Source organism: Affinundibacterium baiyunense (assembly GCF_018139645.1).
Lineage (GTDB): Bacteria > Pseudomonadota > Gammaproteobacteria > Burkholderiales > Burkholderiaceae_D > Undibacterium > Undibacterium baiyunense.
Window position 1 is genome coordinate 217,115 of the sequence record NZ_JAGSPM010000001.1, and the last position, 16,581, is coordinate 233,695.

A 16,581-nucleotide genomic window follows, 5' to 3' on the forward strand; every position below is an offset into this window, starting at 1 on the left:
AATGACATGAACGTTCACGAGTTTTACCAAGAAGCGATCGACAAACGCGGCTTTCAAATTGACGCGGCGCAAAAGCGTGCCGTCGACCGATTGCAACAAGCTTATGACGATTGGGTCACTTTCAAAGCAAAGCGCTCAAATCGATTGGTGCGTTTGATTAGTCGCCCTGAAGTTCCGCGTGGCGTTTATATGTGGGGTGGGGTTGGCCGGGGTAAATCCTTTTTAATGGATAGCTTTTACTCCGTGGTGCCGGTGGTGCGTAAAACGCGTTTGCATTTCCATGAATTTATGCGCGCCGTGCATCGTGAATTAGATGAGCTGAAAGGTGTCGCCGATCCACTCAATGAAGTCGCTGCACGTATCGCGAAAAAGTATCGATTAATTTGTTTTGACGAATTTCATGTGTCGGATGTGGCCGATGCGATGCTTTTATATAATTTGATGAAAGCGCTATTTGATAATGGCGTCTCATTTGTGATGACTTCGAATTATCAGCCCGATACGCTTTATCCAGATGGACTGCATCGTGATCGCATGCTGCCGACGATTGCCTTAATCAAAGAACGTATGGATGTTCTAAATGTTGATTCTGGTAATGATTATCGCAAACGTGCGCTGGAACAGGTCGAAGTGTATTTGACGCCCTTGGGTGCTAAGACCGACCGGCAATTACGTGAAGCATTTACACGTTTAGCAGAAACCAAAGAAGAAGATCAGCATGTGGATATCGAAGGGCGTCGTTTAAAGGCTTTGCGACGTGCCGGCACCACGATTTGGTTTGACTTTGCTACCTTGTGTGGCGGGCCACGATCACAGAATGATTATTTGGAGATCGCAAGTCGATTTCATACGGTGATTTTGTCGTCAATTCCACAAATGTCCGCCGGTATGTCTTCTGAAGCACGTCGTTTTACTTGGTTAATTGATGTATTTTATGATAATAAAGTCAAGTTAATCATGTCAGCAGAAGTTACACCAGAATTGCTGTATATGCAAGGAACTTTATCGAATGAGTTTCATCGTACAGTCTCTCGGATTATCGAGATGCAATCACAAGAGTATATGAACGCCGAGCAGCGCGAAATCGTAGCGATGCTAGATCATTCAAATAGCTAAGCTTTTTATGATAAAAAAATCTACGCTCGCCTTTATCCTAGGTTTGCTAATGACCGTAAATTCGCATGTCTATGCGAATGAGGCGAATGAGGCAAATAAATTAGCGATCGAGTCAGACATCGTCGCGCTGGAAAAAGAATTTTCTAGAGGCAGTATTTCCTCATCACAGTTAGCTGAAGCGGCTTTGAGCAAGCTTGATTTGGTGCAAGGTAAATTACAAACGCAGCTACAGGAACGTGAATCTGCTTGTTTGGATAATTTTTTTACCAATTCTTGTTTGCAAGAAGTTCGTCTAAAGCGCCGAGAACTACAAGAAATATTGCGGGCAATTAGTGTCGAAGCAAAATCCTTCTTACGCCGTGCTCGTGCAGATCGCGTAAAACCGGCAACGACGCTAGAGTTTTAACAAAATTTAGCTAAGCGACCAAGAAAGCGCTAGCTATATTTGTTGAAGGCGTTTTAAAGCCGCATTTAAGGTTTCTGTTTTCTTAGCAAAACAAAAACGCACCAGTTTGTTTTGTTTTTGTTCTTGATAAAAAGCGGATACCGGAATTGCCGCGACGCCAATTTCTGTAGTCAACCAGGTTGCGAACTCCAGTTCTGATCGATCTGATATAGCGGAATAGTCAACGCATTGGAAATAAGTCCCATCACACGGCAATAGCTTAAATTTAGAATTTGCTAAGGCATTGCGAAAAACATCGCGTTTCTCTTGATAAAAATCGGACAACTGCAAGTGATGACGATGATCGTGCATAAAATGCGCGATGCCTACTTGCATCGGTGTATTTACCGTAAATACATTGAACTGATGCACTTTTCGAAACTCAGCGGTTAGTGATTTAGGCGCTAACACGTAGCCAACTTTCCACCCTGTTACATGGTAAGTCTTACCAAAACTAGAAATAATAAAGCTACGCTGCGCCAGTTCAGCATGCGACGCCACTGAATGGTGTTGATTGCCATCAAATACCATGTGTTCATAGACTTCATCCGAAATTAGTAAGATTTTGGTATCACGCACTATGTTCGCCAAGCGTGCTAAATCTGCTGTACTGAAAGTCATTCCGGTTGGATTGTGCGGTGAGTTAATCAGAATGCATCGTGTTTTCAAACTGATTTTGGAAGCAAGTAAATCCCAGTCAACCGAAAACCGATTATCCTCAAACCGCATTCCAACTAACACTGGAATCCCACCTGCTAGCTGAATAGTGGGAATATAACTGTCATACGCAGGCTCAATCACAATCACTTCATCACCTGGATGTACACATGCCAATATGCTTGTCATGATCGCTTGTGTTGCGCCCGCTGTGATGGTAATTTCGGAATCGGCATCATAGTGTGCATGATAAAGCGCGCTGACTTTTGTCGCTATTGCTTGGCGTAACACCGGTGTGCCGGGCATCGGTGGATATTGGTTGTGACCAGCTAACATGGCTTGATGAACCGACTCAATTAATGTTGGATCGCAATCAAAATCGGGAAAACCTTGGCCCAAGTTGATCGCTTGATGTTGTTGTGCCAGCTGAGACATGCTTGAGAAAATCGTCGTTTTTACTGCTGGCAATTTAGATTCAATTAAACCGGAGGGTGTGATCTGCATAAATGAAAGGAAATAAGAATTGAGATAATAATCAAACAAACTCGACAACAAACGAACTAATAATCGAAGCAACAATTCTACTTGCTATTTAAGTATCGAGATATCGACGATTTAGATATTCTGAATATAAGCTCATACTGAATTGAGTAAGGTCTTAGGTGAACCAAACTAAATTCGCAAAAGCTGGAATTGCAGGCTTTTTCTCATTCTTCTTCACACTTTGTTTTCTTGTGATTGCTTGATAATTCAAGCTATATATATATCACTACTCAGAGATTTATCATCACTAAACGATGAGGTGTGCAATGAACGACTATCAAATGATACTCAACCGACTCTCTATGGGCTCAATGGCGTTAAACGCTGTGGATGAAGCACATAGTCCAGCCCTGGATATAGTCAATGATGAAAGTTTGGCTGCGCATGCACGCATCGACATCAAAGGAATTCGTGCCGCGATAGCTCGCGTGGAAGCACAAGCGAATGCAGACGCGAAACCGATCGAGCTTGAGTCCGCTTCGACAGCGTTAAGTTCAAGTCCAGTAAGTGCTGATGAGCAGACTAATATTCAATCTGAAGTCGATTCAGATTCTGAAGAACATAAATCCTTGAAAGAGGAAACAAAATTTCAAGCTGGCTTGCGCTATAAAAGTGAGCAAGCAGCGAAGAAAATAGTGATTGAACAAATCAAAATTGATACGCAACTTAATTTCAAAGCAAAAATAGATGCAGAACAATTAGCAGCTGAAGCAGAAAATGCCAAGCAATGGGCTGCTGAGCGTGCTGCCGCATCGTATGCCGCGAAGCAAGAAGCCATCGAACGTGCACGCGTTGATGCAAAAATCGCGGAGCAAGCCAGAGAACGTGAACGTCAAGAGCGTGAAGCTCGCCTCAACGCAGAGCGTTTAGCAAAAATTCGTAACGAGGCACAGCAAATTAGTCGTGAACGCGACCAAGCCGAAGCGATTGCTTTAGAAGTGTCACTAAGTCGCACACCTCTAGAAATTCGTGCTCGTGAAGAAGCAAGAGCGCGTGCCGAATTGGAACGTGAATACGAAGCTATCGCACAAGCAAGAGTTGAATCCGAAAAACGCGCGGCAGATGCAATTCAATTACGTCTACAAGCAGAAGAAGCATTGCTTGCGGCAGCAAATCGACGCGAACAAGCAGAGAAAATTGCAGCCGAAGCGGCACTTGCACGCAGCGAGGCGGAAGAAAAAATTCGTTATGCTACCGAGTCACGCATCGAAGCCGAGAAAGAATTGCAATCTAAAGCTTTAATGCGGGTCGAAACTGAACAGTATGCCGATGCTAATGCACGCGCTCGATTAGATGCGGAAGAGCAGGCAAATGAAGAAGCAAAACGTCGTCGGCAAGCGGAGTTAGAAGCAACGCAAATGGCGAAACAACGCCGTGAAGAGGAAGAGCGCGCGGAAAAATACGCGAAAGAGAAAGCGACTTTGGAACGCGAAGCCGTTCAATTAGCGCGTGAAAAAGCCGATGCTGAACAAAAAGCATTGGCAGCTATCGCATTGCAGGCAGAATATTTGAAGCAAGCAAATCAAGCAGCCAACTCAAAAGCTAAAAGTGTGATCGAATTGGCGAAGGCTGAAAAGATGCGCGCCGAAGCAGAACAACGCGCGGCGAAAGCGATACAGGCGAAGGTCTTAGTCGAGCAAAAGGTGAAAGCAGAAGCCGAAACGATTGCCAAAGTTGAAGAAACGCAAGCTGAAGTTTTGAGCATGCAGCATCAAGCGCAACAGGCGATTCGCATTGCGCAAGAAACTAAAGTCGTTGCTGAAAAAATTGCCTTAGAAAAGACTGTTGAAAACGTCAAGCTGGGCCAACAGTTGGCAATGATCGCTATTCAGAAAAATCAAGATTCACAAGCACTGCTAGAAACGCAACAAGCGCGTGTTGAAGCTGAAGGTAAGGCTTTGGAATTGATTCAAGAAAAGCTTGCACTGGAAAAACGTCGTGCTGAGTCTGCTGAAAAATTACTACAAGCATCCCAAGAAAAGCTCGCTAGTGAAAAAGATGCTGAGGCGGCTGCCGTAGCACGATTGCAAGCTGAGGAAGAAGCGATCGCTCTCGCTGCACAAAAAGAAGAGTTGGAGCGACAACAGCAGCAAGCATTAGAAGCGAGCACAGAGGCCGAGCGCCAAGCGATCGCTCAAGCACAAGTACAAGCGGAGTTGCAAAGAAAAGCGGCTGCTTTAGCGCTTTTGAAGGCCCGTCAAGTGGTCGAAATGACGAAGGCGGAACAACTCCGAATCGAGGCAGAACGCAACGCAGCTATTGCCAATCAAGAAAAATTAGAAGCAGAGCGCGAAGCTGCTGAACAAGTTTTAGCACGTGCAAAAGCAGATCGCGAACACGCACAAATGCTGTTTGCCCGTCAAGAAAAAGAAAAAGAATCAAAACTCGCGCGTCAACAATTGCTGCAAGCTGAACAATTGCGTTTGCAAAAAATGACAGAGCACGCGCAGTTACAAAAACAAACAGCCGACGTCGCTAAGTCGAAAGCCACTGAAGCGGTTGAATTAACAAAATTAATGCGTCAACGCGAGCAAGAAGAATTGCGTAAGCTTGCATTAATCGAAGAGAAAAAGGCAGTCGAACAACAGTTGATCGCCGAGATTAAAGCAAAGACAGATGCTGAACAAAATCAAATCCAGTTAAACCAAGAACGTTTGGCGTCTGAACAAAAAATCCGCTTGGCTTTGGAAGAAAAAGCCCAAGCCGAACAAGCATTGCTGTTGCAAAATCAAGAAAAAATTCAACTTGAGCAGCAAATCAAAGAAGCGACCGAGTTGCGTGCAAAGCGTGCTTGCGAATTGGCTGAGATCGAAAAAACGAAATTGCAAGCGCAGCAAACTGCTTTAAAAACATTAGAAGAAATTACCAGTCTAGAGCAGCAGCAAAAACAAGCAGCGTTGGAAGAAGCACAGTTGCAACAGCAGCGTGTAGAACAAGAACGCAAGGCAGCCGCAGCAGCGGAAGAAAAATTAGCGCTGGAAAGACAGAATGCCAAGTTGGCCGAAGAACGCGCTCAGGCTGAACGCAATGCGCAGCAATTAGCACAAGATAAATTGCGTCAAGAGCAGGAATTACACGCAAAAGCGCATGCTTACGCTGATCTGCAAGATCAAGCGCGTCAAGTCCTTATTCAAAAGAAACAACGTATAGCCGAGTTAGAAAAAACGGCACAGGCGCGTTACGCTGCCGACCAAGCTTTGTTAATGACAACCAACGAAAAATTGGCGATCGAACAAAGTACCTTAATCAGCTTGGAGCAGCAACAAAAAGCAGAACAGCAAGCTTTGAAAACAGCTGTCATCAATGAAGAGCTTGCCATTGTGGGGCAGGAGGAAGCGGGTAGGGCGCTTGAAAAAGAACTCGCTTTACATGACGCATTAGCTGCCAATGTCGAGGCACAAGCGATTTTTGCGCGCATTATGCAACAGCGTGTTGAAGAGGAATTGAAGCTACACCAAATGCACGAAGCGCGCATCGCACAAGAAAAGCAGGCATTAGAGGCTTTGGCGTTTTCGCAGTTAGCAGAAAAAAATGCTTTGGATGAAGCTAGTCGCTTACAAGCGAAAGAAGAAGAAAAACTAACACTGGCGACACAACGCCAAAAGCAAGATGAGCAAGCACGTATCGAGTTGGAAAAGCTCAATGCAGAAGAATTAAATTATCTCGCTTTGGCTGAAAAAGAGAGCATTGCAAGACAACAAGCAACGGCTTCCTTGGAAGAAAAGAATCAATCTTTAGCGCAAGCTTTGGCGATCGCAGAAGAACAAGCGCGCATCGAAATGCAATTGAACGCAGAAATCCAACAAAAAATTGCAGACGAACAGCGCGCAATGTTGGCCTTGAATGAGCGCTTGCGTTTGGAAACGATGTTAGCTGAAACCGAACGTCAACGAGCCGAAGAAGAAGCGTTGGCAGCGCAAATTATTCAAGAAAAGTTTGAAACTGAAAACGCATTGTTGCTCACTTCACGTGAACATGCGGAAGCACAAAAAACTGCCTTAAGTTTGATTGAGGCGCGTTTGGCGCAAGCACAAGAATTAAAACAGTTTGAAGAACAACGTGTTGCGCTTGAGTCTCAAGAAATGCAAGTGTTGGCGCAAAAAACAGTCGCAGAACAATGCCTTGCAGAGGAAACCCAAAAACGTGTCGAAGCAGAGCAAGCGTACTTGGCAGAGTGTGAACGTCGTATTTGCGCAGAACAAGAAGCCAGAATTGCGATGCAAAACCGTTTCGCTGCTGAAAATGAAGTCAAGGTGTTGGCGCAACAGCAAGCAGAAGCAGATGCAACTGCTGCAATGACTGCACAAGATAATGCAAATCAATTATTCAGTTTGCAGCAAGCACAGTTGAATCGTATCGAGCTAGAAGCCGAAGTTGCAGCTCAATTGGCGGCACAAGTAGCAGCAGAAGAAGAGTTAAACGCGCTGCATCAAGCGACTTTACGTGACATCGAATTGAAATTGGAAGCAGAAACCCTGCTCATTGAAGAATCAAAACGTCGTGCTGAATTAGAATCGCAAGCATTGATGCAAGCACAAGCACGTTTAGAAGCTGAGCGTCTTGCCGCTGATAGTGAACAAGCTAAGTTCGAAATGGAATTAGCTTTAACGATCGCTGCCAATGCAAAATCTGAGCAAGATGTAGTACAGACTGAGGCGATGTTGAAGAATCGCGATCAACAAACTTTATTGACGGAATTGGAACAAGATAACACTGAGGCAGAAAAACATATCGCCCGTTTGTTGGCAGAACAAATTATTGAAGCACAAACAATACGTCAAACCAATGCAGAGCGTTTGCAACGCGAGCAAGAGGCACAAAAGTTAACACAAGAACGTTTGCAACAAGAACAAACCGCCCTCGCTTTGGCTGAGCAAAAATGTGCAGAAGAACAAGCATTGATGGAGCAAAGCAAAGTCTTGGAAGCGCAATTGCAGCAAGAAGTGAGCTTACAAAAAGAAAATTCATTGGCTTTGCAACAGCAAATTGATAATGAAAAACGGGCAGCAGAAGACTTGACCAAACAGTTGTTGGATCGTTTAACTTTGGAACAAGGTAATCATCAGCAATGGTGTGATCGCGCCAAAGAGGTTTTGCAGGCATCACCAATTCCGGTGGAACTGAATGCATTTACGCCTGTGAACAAACGCCGTAGTTTGCGCTCGCCGGTGCTATTTAGTATCTTAATGAGTATTGGTATGGTTGGCGCTGCAAGCTGGGGAATGTTACAAGCGCAAACCAGTAATGCTGCGAATGTCAGCTTGCGTAAATTGGCAAAAGCAAGCGTTCCAACAGCAAACCTTAAAGTCAATCAGACACCAGTTAATGATAACTTGCGTATGAGCTATCAGTTAGCTGATCAGTCAGCAGTTCAGCTAGGAGATAAGTTGACAGCCAAAGATGTGACCAACTAATCCAAGTTATCCCAGTGATTCTAGTGATTGCTAAATCCTCTTAAACGATTTTTCACCAGCATAGAAGCTGGCTGCTTAGCAATCAAAAGAGGGGGCTTAAAGAAAAAACGAAAGGGTGGAAGCCAGAACTTTCCACCCTTTTTTTGTTTCGAGCAAAACACTTCAGCTTATTATTTTAAATAGGTCTCAGGCAAACTTAATTGCGCCCTTTCTGCTTCAAACAGCAAAGAAACAATCCACCATCTTGTACCATCATTCATTAGTTGCACGCTATTAATGCCACGTTGTGCAGTTTTACTTTTTTCGGTATTGGTTTCATAGGTTGTGAAGATATGAGCTAATTCACCCCAAACTTCGGTTTTACGGCTTAACTCTTTCTCGCGAAATCCCGTTTCAATCAAAATTGGTCCAGAGTTGGCAATATAATCACTGACCGTCATGATACGAAGAGCGAGATCTTTAGAGTCACGTTTAGGCCCAATCGCCATGATTCTTGCTTCCGGAATAAACAAAGACCGCATACGATTCCAATCACGCGGCTGACCAATGCCGCCAGAAATCACATCGTATAGAGCCGCGACAATGCCATCAATCGTTTGAACATCAGCAACACGTGCCACAGGTGAAGTTACGAGAACCGGTGAATTTTGTTGCAGCATGGCTGGTTTATCTGAGGCAAAGCTTGGGGCACCAAATAAAGTTGCACCAAGCAAGACTGAGCTAGCGATTATTTTTGAATACATTTTATTTTTACTCCTAATGTTGATGGGTACATTGAGATTGGACTTGATCAAATAGCGTACGAGTAGAACATTAACGTGATCACGCCGGTTCGACGTTTGTGATGAGATAAAGTTCATAGCTGCTTTTTGCGAATCTTTGTTTGGGTGGATTGATAGTTAGTGTTCTTGTTTGTCGTTGGTGTAGAGTTGGTTTTGTTTGGAGCAGCTTTAAATACTCACACAAAAGCACTAAACAGGATAATACAATATTCGCAATCTTGGTCGTTTAGGGTGGGTGTTGCGAACGTAACTCGTTGAATAATTTAGACTTCTGTGTTTTTTATATGCATCACATGTTGCTATTAAAAATTAACCATTCGTGTTGCGTATTCTTTATCTTAAAGGCAGCACTTAAAACCAACTTCGAATGTAAATTCCAGATAAGAGTTCTTCTCCTTCAGCGATAATTTTCAAGCCATTTGTCAGCATCTTGATTGTTAACGCAGAAACATGTCGCGTTCTTTTAATATATAAACGTGAAAATGTTATGATGGAAATGCAAACTCTAAACCTGCCCTTCGAAAAAAACAAAATGAGTCTCAATGCTTCCGAGGCGCGCTTAAGCGCGATGACCCGCAAGACATTCCTTTCAATGTGGAGTTATGAAAATCCGTTTTACAAACGAGGAAAGGAGCTCTGCGATGTGTTAGTCGTATGCGGTAACGACGTAATCATAATCTCGGATAAACTTAACGCCTTCGGCGATCATCCAGATGCTAAAGTGAATTGGAAGCGCTGGTACAAAAAAGCAATCGATGCGAGCATACGACAACTATGCGGGGCTCGAAATCAACTCAAAAGAGATCCAGGTAAAGTTTATATTAATGCTCAGGTATCTTCGCCATTACCTCTGCGTCTTCCTTCAATTGATCAAATGCGTATCCATCTTATTGCGGTAGCCAATGGATGCGAAGAACCATGTCTCAAGTTATTTGGGCGATCAAGCATAACGATCAATACCCAAATAAAAGATAGTTCAGAAATTTTCTCAGTCGGCACTCTTACTGACGATGGGGACTTTATTCATATCGTTGGAACTAAGGCACTCGATGCCATATTTCAATGTTTCGATACAACGAGAGACTTCATCGACTATCTTAATCGAAAAAAAGAGGCACTATTGCGTGAGCACTGGATAATAGATGGTGAAGAGAACCTTGTAGCCCTGTATATGATGAGCCAACGAGGAGACAGACCTTTCTCTATTCCATTGCATGCTATACCTATTGAAAAGGATATTCGCGTTGTTAAAGGTGATAAATGGTTAACATACTTGGGAGGGGCAGCTCACGCATATCGTCAGGAGTCAAATGCTAGAGAGATGTCGTATTTCATCGATCATCTTATCGAGGGTGTCGTCGAAGACTACACTTCTGAGAGAATGATAATCGGGCAAAATCAAAGCATTTCTTATCACGAACAGGCATTTCGGATGCTAGCTAGCGAATCTCGCGTAAGTCGTCAATTGTTAGTTCAAGCATTGATGGATATCTACCTAGAAAGTACAAATACATTTTGGTGTAACATCGCTGAGTCTATCGATGAACCTAGCCTCTATTATTTGTGGTTGTTATATCCGCCAGCACCTATGGAATGGCAAATTGAAAAACTTGAGGCACATCTGCTTAATGAACTAACAAAATACATGATTGTATGTCGATCAAAATTCCCTAATGCGAGACGAATATTTGGGATTTGCTTACCAAATAGGGACTGCAATCACACTTCGCAAATATATCGAGTTATTGATGGTGAAAAATGGACGGATGAGATGCAAGAGGCTGCGAACAAATACGAACAAGTTGAAAACATCTTAGCAGAAACACAGGAAATCACATTGATCGCAGCACGGTAACTTTGTTATAGACTCTGATTCTGTGATGAGTATCTCGATCTCAGGTATATGAATCGGTGACTTCCGTATTGATTCTATTAGGAGGATTCAATCTGGGGCTTCAAATATTACAAGTAGTCTTTCATCAAAGTAGAATGAATCAATCGTCACTTAATAAAGTGTGTCACAAAGCCTGTCTTCGATCATGCGGTCCCACAATGGGTTTAAAGTCTCAGAGATAACCACCATTTCAGGTTCCGGAAGCCGTTCTATGTTCCATATCAGCGCGAGTAATGAGCGAAGAGCCATATCCAAGAGTTTCGAGGAGTAAGAAGACTCTTGGCTACTCTCTATACGTTTTTCAAGCTCTTCACTCAAACTGCCATCGCCAAGCTGCAAATTGCCGCGAATATGGCGATCTGAATTCTCGTTAACCATATTTGCCAATCGCTTTAATAGCCTTAATACAGGTAAGACGTCGCTCGTATTAAGTGCCGCATCTCTTCTGTACACATGAAAGTGAGATTGAAGTTGTTCAGCATTCTTGGTCAATGATTCCAAAGTGGGGTTGCTATTAGACATTGATCTAGCTGGAAACCCCTGAAGTGAATAGATGTGTGGAGAAAGGTCAACACTCGGCGCCGGACGCATAACCAGTTTAGTGAAAAAATTCGCTCCGTCTTTGGCTTTTTGGACCTCTTCCCGAATGATCCATTCATGTACAGCAGGAAGAAATTCATTGAAGAGCCAATTATGTGCATATTCAGCATCCCAAGCGTGGCGGGGATGCATCGCCACGGGTTCATTCGAAATAGAGGTGATAGCTGACCAGCCAAGATCGACTTTTTCGTCGTAGGGAAGGGTGATTCCGCCCTGCTGATAGGCGTCTAAAATTAGATGATAACCTCTGTCAAGTGATTCTGTGTCAACATCGACAAATACTTTAAGTGAGCCAGTTGATCGTTCGAAAATATGCCATTTTGTGTTCCCCTGGCCTGAATCATGTTCCTGTGCGAACGAGAGAAATGCTCTCCAAAGTGGCCGACTTATCTTCGCAAGAGCAAATGTTTTTTTCTGTGTCTCTTGTATTGGGTCAAATCTAATAAAACGCCAATTTGCTTCTAACGACTTGGCCGCCTCCAGATAAGCTCTCCAAGCTCTTGAGAATACCCAATGCAAATGGCGAACTTCACTCTCGTCTAAAAAGAGGCGTATATCTGGGGCAACAAAAATATAGCGCCCGTTAAATCCAGGTAGCGGTTTTGCGTATGGCGCCTGTGAAAGATCTCTTGTGTGGCCAACCCATTGAAGCCATTTGATCATTGTCAAGCTTGGTATGGAAAACGTTATGCCGCTCAAGTCTACACGCGCAAACGATAAGATTGATGTAAATCTTGGGGAACGTTCGTTAGGAACAAATACATCAAGTCTTAATGTTTCATTTTCAAATATAAAATTGTTTTCGAATTGGCTTTCAAACTCGCAGCGGTATCGCTCAGGGTATTTATCAGGAACAAGTGTTGTAGAGCAAAACCGTGAAGAAATTTGTGCTCCGAAGAAGACTTCAACTAACTCAGGTTGGTTGCTAAGTAGAGTGTTTAACTTGTTTAAGCTCCAAAGCTCGGCGGTAACACCTTTGGAGTCCAATAAGAATACTTGTTCCGTCCACTCCTCAAGCAGCTTCGTATCTTTTTCGACAGCGAACGGTATGCAAAGAATGTAATGCTCAGTATCAACTACCTTTTTATCTTCGATAAATTTTCGCACCCATGACCGCAATTCCCCTTTTCTCAAATTTCTGACATTTTTACATTGCATTACGGTCTGTTTTTTCGATCCTACTTTCAATGCGATAATGTCGACCCCAAATTGTTCTTGTCCTTGTCTGCCATAGCCGAATACCTGCAGCATACGGCTGCTATAGGTTGCATCAAGTAAGCGTGCACTTAGTTTTTCGAAAGAGGGCCATGGAACCTGTTCGAATGGAAGCGAAGTAAGCTTTGGATCATACGCGAAGTAGTCAGAGCAATCGGGCGCCTCGAAAAACTTATTGAGGTCAAGTTCGCGTGGATTTTCTTGGTCGTCACTCATTCTAATTTCTATGAAATAGTCGTTTACCTGCAGACTTAAGGTTGTTTGGCTGACAAAGATCCAGTATCCCGTTTCAGTAGGTACTGAAATCATCTAACAAACTCTAACGATAGACTTGTTCTTTCCTTATATGAAACGAAAAATTAGCGGCATTTCTATAATATGATCATAAACCGGCATTTCAACGAGGTGCTTAATTGATTGTAGGTGCGTCGTCATCGCCGTTCTCATCAAATTTACCAGCAACATCGCTAATGTTGACTTTGTCTCGAACAGGGTAAAAGCCATACCTACCTTTGCCGATATTACCCGTAAAGGTGATAGGATCTAGCAATTTTGCCGTGTCTGTTTTAATGGGCTCGTTCTCAAGAACGATAATTTGGCCACGCCCGTTCCACGTAGACATCCAATCATAGAATAAGTCAATCACCGTCGTCGCTGGCACGTCAAGTTCCTCGTTAGACTCAGGGTCCGCATACGTCTTAAGCGGTGAATCTAGGAGAACCACACCAAGATGTGGATGGCCTTTTTCAAGGGCGTGCTCCATAAATGAAATCACCAATGCTGAAAGGTATAGGCCTCGTACACCTGCGCCGTAACTTAATCGTGAGCGGTCATCTATGCGCAGATCACAGGATTCATCGTCAAGTGAAATATTTTCAATCGCGCTAAAGCCCCATTTTTTGAGAAGATCCTTAGCACGATTTGCAACCTCGCGGCCAAATGAACCACTCTCGCGCGTTACAGTGATGCGCTTACGGACTGTGGCCTTCTTGAGCCTTTCAATTTCAAGACTAAGACGTTGTATCTCATCGAAGTTACTCAATTGAGACGAAAGTTCGGAATGTTGTTGCGCTAGACTTCTCGGGTCTGCCGTAAACTCTATTCGAACGTCTTGTAGGGCGGTTGCTTCACTTCTCTGGAGCCGACTGAGTTCAGTTTCGATTGTGTGGGTTCTAGTTTTGTACGTTTGGTAGCGTCCTCGTTCATGCTGAAGCGCTGCGACAAGCCCCGCATTTAATTTCCGAATCTTCTCGACCTCTGCTGCGATGGCTGTCCTGTAACGGCCTGGCGTTCCAGGTTGCAAATCATTTGGGTCGACTTGTTCTTCCAATGGAGTGCCACACAAAGGGCAATCAACGGATGGAAGTTCTTGGAAGAACGCGACACCTTCACTTGTTCCGCCAAGACGTGCAAGATCATTAGTGTACTTCTTCTGCAAAAGCTCGAATCTGCCAATCATCGATTGCGCATGATTTCGAATATTTTCGCTGATGCGTAGAGCGTCTATATTTTCCACAATTTGTATACGCAATGTCTTGAGAGTAGCTGCGCGGGCATCATACTGGTTTGTAATCGCAGTCAATGTGGCATTTACTCGGTCTAATGCCTCTGCCACATCTTCTCGTCTCAATTCTGCATTCATGACAGATCGGATGCGCGCTAAAGCGGCCTCTGCTGCTTGCAGTTCGCCTCGAGCACGTTCGGTGTCCGATTGAGATCTTCGCAATTGAATTCCAGAGTCATCGCTACCAGTTAGAAAAAGGTGAAAAGAAGCCTCACGTTTTGGAGCAGAGTGACCAGCCCCTACACTAGGCTGTTTGGCAGGGATGTCGGACTGAGACCAAAGGGACCAATGTCGAAGATCGTCTCCCGTTACTGGGCCTCTCTTGCTATGATTGCGAAGAATCTGCTTGCCATTCGCACCGGATAAGGTCACAAGTAATTTTCCAAGATCTTGATCCAGAGGTTCAAAAGTCCTCCCGTCATTATTACCTATTGGACGATAATAAACTGTAGCTCCTCCTCCAGATAATCCCCGACGAACCTCGTACTCATCTCCGTGGGCACTAAATCGTAATCGAAGTTCCTGGTAGCCGCTCGCTAACGGGAACCCTTCGGGAATATCATCGCCTCCTAACATGTACCACAGGCAGTGGTAAATGTAAGACTTCCCAGTCTCGCTTGGTCCCCGAATAAGTCGTTGTTTAGGGTGGAAATTAACCTCAGCAACGTCGCTGCTTGGGCCGTGAACCGAAAGTGAAGTTAGAACTATGCTCATATATCACTCCGTATATTTCGATCCACAAATTCAAGTTCAGCTCCCCAAAGGTGGCCGCTTTCGGCAAATCGGCTAGTCAAATCTGTCGAGTCGATTTGGCCGAATCGATCAGCTACCCAACTACAGCGCTGCTCCAGATCTCGTAAATAGTTTGAAGTTAACGCACTTGTCATTGTTCGTGCAACTTCTCCAGAATAGTAGGTTATACCATCGGTTCCAAGTGAAGCTGAGACTAGCCCGCGTGTACTCATAAGATATAGACCCTGCTCGATAAGCTCCCGTCGACTCATTAACTCTGCACCACGAAACGGGATCGGAGTATGCAAACTACTTGGGCCATTAAGATCACCAGAGTAAACTACAGCGTAGTCGAGCAATACCAGTTTTTGAATGTCTGCGCCGCGCGGGGTTAGTGCCTGTAGAAGGTAGACCATGCGGATGCCAAGTTCAAAAGGAGAATTAAATACCGGCAAGGCCGGTCGTTTTACCTGACCCACTTCAGCCTCTTCTGATTAGCTAAATGATGACAGGTCCCTGGAAGATCACCTGGCCTCAAATTTGGCGCCAACACGCTGTCATTCACAACAAGTTGTTCAGCTCCACTTGTACCCGCTTCGAGCCTGTCCAATCCGGTCTTGTGTCGTGGGCTTTTAATCTTCGGATCGATGCCTACAAGCACCATCTTCAGTAAATCATCAAAATGCTCTTCTCCGTGCGTGTCTCTGCTAAATATCTTGAGTCCCTCTGCACAATAGAAGTTCGTTCGTTGACTTTGAAAGTGATCGCCACATGAGCTCGACGCCATCAGCTCGTCTAGTGTTAAATTCCTGCCGGTGAACTCAGCGTACACTTTCTGCAACTCCTCAATATAGACTTGTTCATGGGTCTCCGGTTCAGCGGGAGTCAAAGGGTCATCACCACGCTCACCCTCAATGCCGAATAAATCAAAATGTGCCCTTTGGTCCTTTGAATGCCACTCCAATATGTCGCGTGTCTGGCATTCAATAATTTTCTCAAAATCGAATGTCATAATCAGTTTCTCGAGATCTGGGGTTAACTCTAAACTACGCCCCTTGAAACCAGTCTTACCTTCTTTCCAGTCCTGAAGCAGTCGTTGTTTGAATTCATGAGGTCTGGTCATAAGATTGTGTAGGTCGTTACCGACACCTCTTGGCGCACAAAGGTAATAGTAGCGAGGTTCTGGATATGTCTTCGCAGCGAGATGCAAAAAAAATTTAGCAAGTTCTTTAAAAACGTCGCTTGGAGTCAACGCATGATTATAGTGTTTGCCCTGGTATAGGTCCCACTGTCCTTCAATCAGATTGGGCTGTAGGCGCGCCTCGATATCTCGCCCACCATCTCCCGAGCCTCCTAACTGTTTGACGAAAGCATACTTCAACCCATCACCTACAGGCCGATTTAGGCAAGCAACTTCGACGAGTTTCTCCCACTGGTCGGAGTGAAATAATAAGACTTGGGAAGAAGGTGGAATGGCGCCGCGTTTGACCGCGAATTGATTCTTCCTCTTTTGTTTCGGACTCGGGTTTTCTTCTAAATCGCTAGGCGCCGCGCTGACAAAAATTTCTTGAATCGGATTTCTCATATTCGTATCTTTCCGCTTTTTGGGTAGCGCGAGC

General features: G+C 44.3%; 10 protein-coding genes. 4 read left to right on the plus strand and 6 right to left on the minus strand.

The window, feature by feature from the left end; translation table 11 throughout:
• The first annotated feature begins 6 nt into the window (after positions 1-6).
• Together zapE and KDM92_RS00960 are read left to right on the plus strand one after the other, a co-directional pair.
• A complete protein-coding gene (gene zapE / locus KDM92_RS00955) occupies positions 7-1,116 on the plus strand; it encodes a cell division protein ZapE (RefSeq protein WP_212682595.1) in 1,110 nt (369 codons plus the stop codon).
• A gap of 49 nt (positions 1,117-1,165) precedes the next feature.
• Positions 1,166-1,522 (plus strand): hypothetical protein, encoded by a 357-nt coding sequence (locus KDM92_RS00960; RefSeq protein WP_212682596.1) that lies wholly within the window; start codon positions 1,166-1,168, stop codon positions 1,520-1,522.
• A 33-nt stretch (positions 1,523-1,555) separates the two neighbouring features.
• Here KDM92_RS00960 and KDM92_RS00965 read toward each other — a convergent pair whose 3' ends face one another.
• Positions 1,556-2,722: a pyridoxal phosphate-dependent aminotransferase gene (locus KDM92_RS00965; protein ID WP_230408106.1), complete on the minus strand. Its 1,167-nt coding sequence runs from the start codon at positions 2,720-2,722 to the stop codon at positions 1,556-1,558.
• 305 nt (positions 2,723-3,027) lie between these two features.
• On the opposite strand from KDM92_RS00965, the gene KDM92_RS00970 reads away from it, so the two are divergent.
• Positions 3,028-8,175, plus strand: a complete 5,148-nt coding sequence (locus KDM92_RS00970; protein WP_212682597.1) for a hypothetical protein — start codon at positions 3,028-3,030, stop codon at positions 8,173-8,175.
• A gap of 170 nt (positions 8,176-8,345) precedes the next feature.
• Here the strand turns inward: KDM92_RS00970 and KDM92_RS00975 are convergent, their stop codons facing one another.
• The gene (locus KDM92_RS00975; RefSeq protein ID WP_212682598.1) at positions 8,346-8,918 is read right to left on the minus strand and encodes a hypothetical protein; all 573 of its coding nucleotides are present in this window, start codon (positions 8,916-8,918) and stop codon (positions 8,346-8,348) included.
• A gap of 529 nt (positions 8,919-9,447) precedes the next feature.
• Between KDM92_RS00975 and KDM92_RS00980 the strand changes: the two genes are divergently transcribed.
• Positions 9,448-10,812: a hypothetical protein gene (locus tag KDM92_RS00980; RefSeq protein WP_212682599.1), complete on the plus strand. Its 1,365-nt coding sequence runs from the start codon at positions 9,448-9,450 to the stop codon at positions 10,810-10,812.
• A gap of 150 nt (positions 10,813-10,962) precedes the next feature.
• Here KDM92_RS00980 and KDM92_RS00985 read toward each other — a convergent pair whose 3' ends face one another.
• The 4 genes from KDM92_RS00985 to KDM92_RS00995 all read right to left on the minus strand — a co-directional run bounded on the left by KDM92_RS00985 (position 10,963) and on the right by KDM92_RS00995 (position 16,547).
• On the minus strand, positions 10,963-12,975 hold the full coding sequence (locus KDM92_RS00985) for a hypothetical protein (protein ID WP_212682600.1): 2,013 nt from the start codon (positions 12,973-12,975) through the stop codon (positions 10,963-10,965).
• 100 nt (positions 12,976-13,075) lie between these two features.
• On the minus strand, positions 13,076-14,944 hold the full coding sequence (locus KDM92_RS00990; RefSeq protein ID WP_212682601.1) for a hypothetical protein: 1,869 nt from the start codon (positions 14,942-14,944) through the stop codon (positions 13,076-13,078).
• A complete protein-coding gene (locus tag KDM92_RS18820) occupies positions 14,941-15,441 on the minus strand; it encodes an ABC-three component system middle component 2 (protein ID WP_329603110.1) in 501 nt (166 codons plus the stop codon). The genes KDM92_RS00990 and KDM92_RS18820 overlap by 4 nt, the downstream gene beginning before the upstream one ends.
• Positions 15,429-16,547: an ABC-three component system protein gene (locus tag KDM92_RS00995; protein ID WP_230408107.1), complete on the minus strand. Its 1,119-nt coding sequence runs from the start codon at positions 16,545-16,547 to the stop codon at positions 15,429-15,431. The genes KDM92_RS18820 and KDM92_RS00995 overlap by 13 nt, the downstream gene beginning before the upstream one ends.
• Positions 16,548-16,581: the final 34 nt, after the last annotated feature.